Consider the following 9505-nt stretch of genomic DNA (forward strand, 5'->3'; position numbering starts at 1 on the left):
CCAGTGGAATGGGCAGCTCTATGGGAATTCCGGCATTTTTCTCATGTCAGGTTATGAGCTTCAGGTGATGAATGGTTATAAAAACCCCACCTGTGCTGACGGGAGTTGCGGGGCCATCTATGGCCAGCACCCGCCTCGCGTCAATGCTTGCCGTAAACCAGGCGAATGGCAATCCTATGATATCCTCTACAAGGCCCCTGAGTTCAACGATGACGGTTCGCTTAAGGAGCCGATGCGTGCCACCATTTTTCACAATGGAATCCTCATCCATAATGATGCTTGGCTCTATGCAGAAGTCGGTCGTCCTTATCAGAAGCACGGGAAGCGTCCGTTGATGATTCAGGATCACAAAGGTACTGGCGTATCCTTCCGTAACCTTTGGATTATGCCGGATGTTGATTACGATAGCGCATTGGAGAGCTTTCGTGGGACCTTTGAGCCAGCTAAATAGGGGTAGCTGAGAGTTTTCAGCTTTGTCTCATCCTGCACACGGGGGGGCGTAGCATATATTTTTATGTCTGTTAGGGCACCGTCGAGATGCAGATCTAGCCGGTGCTTTTTTTTGACAAGGGGGGCTCATTATATTTAATGCCTCCTGCCATGGCGGTACGCTGGATTTATTGCTAGGGAAGCTGCGCATTAAGAACTGGGGCAAAAGCTCAGATCAATAAGGTGGCGATTTTTCTACCATCTGCGAACAGCTGATTCATCAGTGCTTATTACTCGGGCTGAGTCGCTACATATCCTCTGAACTGATGATATGAATCGATCTGATAGGGCGTATGCTTTTTTTTAATAGCTTTCGGATGTAGCGTCTGGCAAACTCACATGTTTAAAGACAACATTCCAGCTAGCCATTTATTCTGATCAATAAAACGATCAATAAAGTTAAAATAATTATGAAACAAAATAAGCCATCCCTTCACAAGCGACTCACAGGTAGTTGCCTTGCCATCCTCTTGTCCTCAGCCGCTGTGTTGGGGCAGCAGACGACCGAAGCAGCTGAACCAGTCAAGCTGCTGACGACTGAAGCCCTAAACTTGAACAAACATTGGGTGCTCAATGATGGTGAGCTTACCACATCAGCAACACCCGGTGGGATTCTCTGGTCGAAGGCTGCCTACAGTGATTTTAAAATTAGCCTAGAGTACAAGACATCCGAGAAGTGCAACAGCGGCCTATTTTTCCGCACCAATCCTAAGGACCCAGTTCAGGGTGGCTTTGAGATCCAGATTGCATCTGATGGCTTGTATAATGGCAAACATGTCGTCGGCTCGCTCTACGACGCCAAAGAATCATCCAAAGCCATGGGCAAAGCCGACGGCGAATGGAACACCATGACTCTGACCTGCCGCGGACCACTGATCACAGTTGTTCTTAATGGCGAACAGGTGCTCGATGTGAATATCGACGATTGGAGCACGGCCCAAAAAAATCCCGATGGATCAAAAAACAAATTCAAGACGGCTCTCAAGGACCTACCGAGGAGCGGCCACTTTGGACTGCAGTATCATGGTCAGCCGGTATGGTACCGCAACATTGTGATCAGCCCGCTGAAATAAGCATTAAGGGTTCCCGATCAATACTAATCTAGATTGGCTCCCTTTGAACGGGGGCCAAGCAAATGAATTAGGCAATAGGTCTAGTCAATAGGGGTGAGTTTGGTGAAGCTTATATCCCGTACAATACGTCTTTTTTATAAACTCGAATTGGTGTAAAAAGCCGAAAATTATCACGATGAAAACATATCTATCAACTCTCTTTTCTCCGGTGACCGTAGTAGCTATTTCTTCTGTGCTACTTTCTGGAATGGGTCTGGCGGCTAGCGAGGACTCCCCCCGTCCGGAAAAACCGAATGTTATCTTGCTGCTGACCGATGACCTTGGTTGGCAGGACGTGAAGTGCTACGACATCGACGAGCCTTCGCCGATGGAGACACCGAACATTGATGGCCTAGCAAAAGAGGGAGTAATGTTCTGGCAGGCGTATTCTCCAGCGCCTACGTGTGCGCCCACGCGCTGTGCCATCATGAGTGGTAATCACCCAGCGCGTGCACAGAAAACTCACGTCGTTGGTGGCGGCCCACCTACCCCGTATCACAAAGAGCTGCATCGGATGATGCCTCCATGGTATAGTGGGCGTATGCCAGAAGACGAATTGACACTTGCCAAAGTGTTGCAGCAGAACGGTTATGCAACTGGGCACTGTGGAAAGTGGCATATGGCTATCAGTCATAGTGCTTACCCGCAACCAGAAGATCAGGGCTTTGATTGGACGCGTCACAATCTTGGCACGACTCGCCGCATGGTGCCGCACCGCTTGACAGGCTTTGCCACTAGTGAAGAAGGAGACCCTTTCAAACTTGACGAAAATGGCTTCCCGTATCACCAGAACAGCGAAGACGCTATGGAGTTCATCGAGGGGCACGCCGACCAGCCATTCTTCCTCTATTACGCTACATGGTTGGTGCACACGCCGATTCACACACGTAGTAAAGAACTACTGGATAAGTATGTTGAAAAATTAGGAGTCGAACTGCCGGAGAATCCGAGTGAGTGGAAGGGCAAGGGGCAGACAAACCCGTTCTACTGCGCCATGGTAGAGGAACTGGATTATTACGTTGGTCGGTTATTGAAGTATCTAGATGAGACTGAAGATCCGCGTTGGCCCGGGCATATGTTGAGTGAGAATACGTATTTAATCTTCACCTCCGACAATGGAGGCATGGAGCAACATCCCGGCGAAATCATCACTGACAACTTTCCGCTCGCGCGTGGTAAAATTTCTGCGATGGAGGGGGGAACCCGAGTGCCGCTCATCATTCGTGGCCCTGGGATTGCAGCCAATGTTCAAAGTAGCGCGATGGTCAACGGCCTCGATTTTTATCCGACCGTGCTCTCGTTGGCAGGCTTAGAGAAACCGGCGGAGAAGCATTTGGATGGCGCAGACCTGAGTGCCTTACTAACTGGCAATCCAGCGGATCCGAATTTAGTCCGCCTGGCTGATGGCTCTGTACGCGATACCATGATGTGGCACTTTCCTAATAGCGTAGCTCTGGAGAGCACGATCCGTGTGGGCGACTGGAAGCTGGTGCGGAACTATGACCACTTGGGCAATAAGCGCAGCCCTGAGGTGGAGCTCTATCGACTCTATGAGACCCAAAATGGTAAACAAAGTCGTGCCGACATTGAAGAGGCGAACAATCTGGCGGCTACGATGCCAGAAAAGGCGCAAGCATTGAATGCGAAGCTGACCGAGATTCTCAGTGAGATGGAGGCGAGTTATCCGTATTATAATCCGGACTACAAACACCCGCTACTGAATAAGGAAAAAGTCTGCAGGATCCTATCGAGCCAGCAGCAGGACGACCTTGTCGAGTTCAGCTATCAGGAAAATGGGGCGACAGTTGTTCGCGCTAATCTTCTCTACACCCTCAATGGCGGTGAGCGTTATGAAGAATGGTTTCGTGTCCCAGCTAAGGTCCTAGTCGATAATAAGGTGACCGCCACTCTCCCCTCAGGTACGACCCACTATTTTATCAACCTGATAGACGAAAATAATTTTCTCCGTAGTTATCCAGCATTGCCAGATATGGTGAGCTTGGGCAAAACCAAAACTAAGTATTCGGCTCATGCCCTCAGTGCTAAGCCATCAGTTAAGGTGAACAACAAGTAAAAGAATTCCTTAGGATTAGCTGCCACACGGTTGAGAGCCGCGATTACTGCGAGAGTTAGCCATATGGGTATAAGATCCACTGGGGTAACTTACCCGTATGGAGTGGTGTTGATGTTCTCTGCTTCTGTTGCTGGGTAGCTTCTGAGTCTGTGAGAACTAGTGTTGATCTTTATTTGAGGAAAGTGAATTTCCCTAATTCAGTTGGTTTTGAATATTTTCCCTATTGGTCTAGGGAAACTCGGGACGGTTAGTTTGTACTCAGAGCTGTTTTTTGAATCCACTCTACTTCATGTAGAAATCTCCGGGTTCTTCTATACGGAAGGTAGTTGTTAGTTTTCAGATAAAATCGAAAAGGACTTCCGCGTTGACCACGACCCTCACTTGATAGCCTGACTATGGAGTATGTGAAAGTCGAATTAACTTCGGGTCGCCTGCGCTTTTTGGTCTGGTATTACTCCAGAGTATGGATGGTATTTTGGATTTCTCCTACAACTGCGTCGCCTGATTGGGCTTTAAGTCGGTAGTTGACCGACATCTGCCAGCAGGTGGATAGCTCGTTAATCTTGAAACTGAGGGTTTTGCCATCTGGGGAGAGGGTTACAGAGGTCACAGGATGGCCTTTTTTATTGAAGACGCGCGATCCATATTTAGCGCTGCGTTCGTAGTCCCAGGTCTGAATGGTAAGAGCTGAGGGGGTGACGCTAGTGGGGTCGAGAGTATTGCTAAACGTGACGTGGACGCCGTCTTTATCAACTTTTAGATCGGTGGGAAGATCGAAGGGCTTGCCAGTTGCGCGGATACGAAAGAGTCCACCTTTTTTCTGGGTCTGAGAGGTGGCCCAGGCGGCCATACCGCAGGTATAAAGCTGGCCATCTTCCGGGTTGAAGCGACCACGCATAATGCCAGTTGGGAGATCCGGGATGGGGAGGCGAACCATGCCACCTTGCTTTTTACCGTCGATTGTCTCATGGGGAACAAGCGAGAGTCGTCCGTGACCGTAGGAAAGGTGGATCAGCTTTCCGTCGAGTGGACCCCACTTTTTGCTGTCAACCCACAGTAGTTCGGCGGGTGAGCGATCGAACTTTCTATCGACCCAGCAGAGGGGTTGCTCCATCAGCGAGTCTGAGGAATCCTCGGGGGCTCCGTATCCCCACATGTTGCCGTAGAAGTAGTTTTTACTGGGGAGAACATGATTGATACGGTTCATCGGGTTCCAGTGTCCTTCCTGGTCGGTGACGAAGAAGGTTCCGTCTGCGTTCAGACAAACGCCATTGGCTGCGCGAAAGCCTTTGGCTAGTATTTCTGTTTTGCTGCCATCGGCTGATACCTTGAGCAGGGTGCCGTGGTGGGGAACTAGTGGGGGTCTCGCGTGGCGGCCACTGCGGGCATAGTAGAAGTTACCCGCTTCATCAGATTGTAAACCCATGGCGAACTCGTGAAAATGATTGGTGACTTGCGAGTCGCTGTTGAAGTTCTCGTAGAAGTCGGTTTCGCCATCGCCATTGAGGTCGTGTAGGCAGACAATCTGATCGCGACAGGTGATGTAGATTTTTTTATCCCTCACAACGATACCGAGTGGCTGGAAAAGTCCGGAGGCTATGCGTTTCCATGTGGTGGTTTTTGCCTGTGAACCAGTCATGCCATCGACACGCCAGACGTCGCCGTCCCAGCAACAGACGATGATCGATTTCCCATCGGGAGAGAACTCAATGCCAGTGGTGCGGATACGGCTTTTCCAAGGGTTATCTTGCGGGACGTCATAGTTGTCCCATTGAAATGGACCATCCTGGGTGCCGCGTTTGATGCTGGCTTGAATGGCTTGTGGCCACTGTGATGGGCCGCCTTTGGTGAAAGCTGTCAGATCGATGGTTGTGGGAGCGCTGGCATTTTTTTTACCAATGGAAAAACTGAGCTTAACTGGAGTGATTGCAGCGGGAATGGTGGCCGTGACAAAGTTGTGTGCAGTGGATATTCTGATTGAGTCATGGCCGTTGACACTGGCTGAAGTGCCAGCGTTAGCGAGTCGGACAATGAGGTCTTTGGTGGACTTTCCTATATTAAGGTGGCGGACGAATCCGTGCTGCTCGGTATAGCCGTGTTTCTCGAGGATGTCGGCATCGCCGACGGAGTAGCTGATGATGGTTTGGCTACCATGCTTGTAGAGGCCTTTATAGTGGGCCCATTTTCTGGGTAGAGGCCCGTAGCGCAGTTGATCGAGGCCGACGAGACGCTGGTCGTCAAAGTTTCCTGTCTCTGGGTTTGCCCAGCCCGGAGTGTCTGAGGTTTCAAAGAGTGGTTTGCCGATGGTGCGTGGGCGGGTGACATGTGATCCATCAAAGAGGATGCTCTTCCAGTCGATAAAACCAGAACCTTGCCAGACACCCGCGACGCGGAGGGAATCGTGTTCAAAGGTTGACCAGGTCTTGCCCTCACTGACTCCACCTTTACCTGGGTCTAGGCGAAGGGCTATGCCTTTGTAGGCTATGTTGGCGTCAGGCGCGAGATAGTCGGCTTCAGTTCCTTGAGGTGCGGGAGTGGCGCGTTTTTCAGGAGTGGCAATCTCATAAGTGCTAATGAGGAAGTCCCCGTAGTCCATAGAGTTCCATGGCCGAGGTCTGTCGTCGGCTGCCGGTTCTGGCCCCAAGCTCTTTCCTTCGGGGAGCTTGGCTAGGAATTCAGGGGTGACTTTGAATAGTTGTGATGGGTTGTGTGGCTTTAGGTATTGGCTGCGGATATAGTGGATTACAGCATATTTCTCACGTGGGGTGAGCTGTACCTGCGGCGGCATAGTGCGCCAGCCACGGGTGATGGTCTGGTACATGGTATAGGGGTCACTGCCGTGTTGGAACTTCCCGCTAGCAAAGCGCAGGGAGGTGGGGACGGAACCTTCATTGTTGATGTCACCATGGCAATTATTGCAAACGTTTTTGTAGATTGCCTTGCCTTGGTTAATTACCCTACGGTTGGTTGACTTGATGAGCCGGGCGTGGTCGATGAATTTCTCGTATTCAGGTAAAGAATCCTCAGAAAGCAGCATTTGTGCGGAAAGAGGGTGACTGAGAGCTATGAGCAGCAGAGTCATAATGAATTTCATATCCGCAAGGATAGCTGGACTACTCTCTCTTACCATAGTGCATTTAGATGATATAACCATGGATTTTCCTCTGGGGAAATAGATGGCAAAAAAATCAGCGAGTCGCCCAGGATCCTCCATATGAAGGGTTGGCAGGAGCTTGTGTGCAAGTTATTCTCTAAAGAATATGGACTATAGTCTCCCCTAGTGGTAAACACAATTAGTGTAATGACAAGAACATGCTTAATCATCCTCTCACTACTGAGTGCTCTTACGCAGCTCTCCTCCGGTGGACACGCGCTTGTTCGTTCGGATACAAAGGCTGTGATTGAACCAAAGGTCTCTCATCATTCCGAGTTTCCGGCGACGATGATGCCTCAGGTCACAGACTACACATCGATGAGTTGGGCCGAGGGGTTTCCTAGTGTGGTGACAGATGCCAAATGGATTCGGCGGATCCGGACTGGGACGTACGAATTTGATCTCAATACCGAGACATTGAGTATCCCTCACCTTGGACCCGTCCATCGAGCAATGAGCTATGAGAAACTCATTGAGGGGGAAGAGAGAACTAAGAACTCTCCAGCTGAGCTGGATCTCATCTTAAGGGTGAACAATAAAGAATACCATTGTCATCAAGCAGAAAAATGGAGCCGATTTACTGGCCCTCGGGTCATTGAATCTGGCCGATTTGTACAACGTGCGGATGTGACTGACTTGGTTTTCAGGTCTGCTGACGGGGAAATTCTTAATGCGGAAGCCCGCTTTGAAACGATCGCTTGGCCAGATCGTCTTGGGTTTATTTTAGTGGTGAGACCTGGATCCGAAAAAAATGAGGGCGGCAAAGCAGCTGTCACTAGCGGAGTAAATTTACCAGCTCCTGCGGTCGATAATGAGAGCCGAGCTGTCTGGAATGATGTCTCCCTCGCTATTGTGTTGAAAAATTCACGAGTGACTCTCAAACAAGAAAACCTAAAATCAACTACCGAGGCAGGAGAACACAAAGGTTGGTACCAAGTGGCGTTATCTTTTAACCCTTTGACTATGAAGAAAGCTGCTGCTAGCTCTATGGTGATAGTCAAAGCCCGCGAACTCAAAACTGGAACTGCACGTAAGGTCGAGTACCAATCCTCACTGGGCTGGCACAGGGTCGATCTCGATGGTGTTAGGTCACTCGTGCCAGCGGTTGGTCAGCATAGCTTAAATGACGCAGCTGAACGCATTCGCATTCAACTAACAAATCCATCCGAGACCCCACAAATGTCTCGTTTGATGTTTGCAAAAACCCCTTCAGGGTTTCGCCACCGAATTGGCTCGGCGATTACTGGGGTAAGTATGACCTTGCGCGACACATTGGGAAACCCAATTGGTATCCCAGTCCAGTTAAGTAAAAATTGGCACGGCGACAAACGTGGCGGCGTCTATGCCAAGACTTGGCTCCATGGTATCACGCAATTACGTCTTCCGGCTAAAAGTGAGTTCGAGCTAGAGTTGATGATTACTTACGGTCACTGGGGCGGCGTAGCCGCTGCCTCACACGCCCAACTGTCGCTGATTGGCTGGGGAAGTAATCAACTTTGGGAACAGAGTGCTCTGGGTGCATGGGGGGAGGCGATCTGTTATGAACCGAGCCAGGCTCAAGCCAATTGCACGATCACTGATGTTCGACCACTAATGCTGAGTAATCCTGGGGAGAAAAATCACTGGAAGTGGACTGTTAATGTGGGTGGGGGCGACTTTTTTAGAATGTTCGACCCAAGCGGGATGCGTGTTGGTCACTCAGCTATGCAGGCCATACGCCACCGCCAAGGGCCTTGTCTCACAGAAGTTTCCTATAGTGGTAAAGTCTCCAACGGTGTGCGCCATTCATCGACTGTTAGTATAGCAAGGACTGATGATCTCGTTCGCGGCTTCTACCGTATTCGCCTCAAGGTTGACGTCGCTACAGATTTTTCCCGCTTAGTGCTCTTTCAAGTAGGTGCTGATACGTATAATTTTACTGGTGAAAAGAAATTGGCGATGGGCAATTCTTCAGGGGTAATCAAACAATGGGACGCCCAATGGGGCGGTGATAAGTACCAAACGGAACCACTTAAATGCCTCGGGGAATCACCGTGGGTGTCGATGCATCAAGCCCAACGACCATGGACGCGAGTGGATAGCCCATGGGCCAACCGAGGCATCATCATTCGTTCTTGGCGAGCCCGACTCGGGGGGGAAATAGCTGCGCCCTGGATCGCTGAGCATGGCTCACAACAGAGAGGCAAAAAGTACTCAACCATTGATATTGTGCCTCCTCCAGGAATTACCCGCCTAGAAGTTGGAGATTACGTAGAGGCCGTGGTTGAGCACATTATTATACCGCAAGATTCCAAGGATTATTATGGTCCAAATCAGGAGCTTCGTACAGCGCTCGAGGTAAATGCCGATACCTGGAAAATGGTCCACCGTGAGGCTTCTAAAAATAACCCTAATCTTGTAATGAAGCAGGGGGGGTTAGTAAGGAAATTTCCGGATGTTCGGATTCGTACTGAAAATGGGTGCGCTGAATTCGAAATCTCGGGTGGATTGGGCTATATTCCTCTGACTTTCCTAGGTCTGCCATCCCACGACAGTGGGTGCTTAGTGATTGATGGTAAGCCATTGGATCAAAGCGTTCATGGCAACGACTTTTGGCAATGCGACTACGATCCAATGACTCAACTATGGAGCAGGACCTACAATATTCCTGCAAATGCTGATCTAACTAAGAACTCT

5 protein-coding genes are annotated in these 9505 nt (G+C 50.0%); 4 read left to right on the forward strand and 1 reads right to left on the reverse strand.

The genetic code is table 11. The features are described 5' to 3' along the window. The 3 genes from ABGY95_RS09590 to ABGY95_RS09600 all read left to right on the forward strand — a co-directional run. Positions 1 to 451, forward strand: a 451-nt coding sequence (locus ABGY95_RS09590) for a DUF1080 domain-containing protein (RefSeq protein WP_347441458.1), incomplete at its 5' end; no start/stop codon positions are given. A 448-nt stretch (positions 452 to 899) separates the two neighbouring features. Then, positions 900 to 1562, forward strand: a complete 663-nt coding sequence (locus ABGY95_RS09595; RefSeq protein WP_347441459.1) for a DUF1080 domain-containing protein — start codon at positions 900 to 902, stop codon at positions 1560 to 1562. A gap of 247 nt (positions 1563 to 1809) precedes the next feature. Continuing rightward, positions 1810 to 3675: a sulfatase gene (locus tag ABGY95_RS09600; RefSeq protein ID WP_347441462.1), complete on the forward strand. Its 1866-nt coding sequence runs from the start codon at positions 1810 to 1812 to the stop codon at positions 3673 to 3675. Positions 3676 to 4126: 451 nt separating this feature from the next. Here the strand turns inward: ABGY95_RS09600 and ABGY95_RS09605 are convergent, their stop codons facing one another. Next, positions 4127 to 6769 (reverse strand): DUF6797 domain-containing protein, encoded by a 2643-nt coding sequence (locus ABGY95_RS09605; protein WP_347441460.1) that lies wholly within the window; start codon positions 6767 to 6769, stop codon positions 4127 to 4129. 207 nt (positions 6770 to 6976) lie between these two features. Here ABGY95_RS09605 and ABGY95_RS09610 point away from each other — a divergent pair. Further along, a partial coding sequence (locus ABGY95_RS09610; RefSeq protein ID WP_347441461.1) for a hypothetical protein occupies positions 6977 to 9505 on the forward strand: 2529 nt, incomplete at its 3' end.

It is taken from the genome of Rubritalea sp. (assembly GCF_039830215.1).
Lineage (GTDB): Bacteria > Verrucomicrobiota > Verrucomicrobiia > Verrucomicrobiales > Akkermansiaceae > Rubritalea.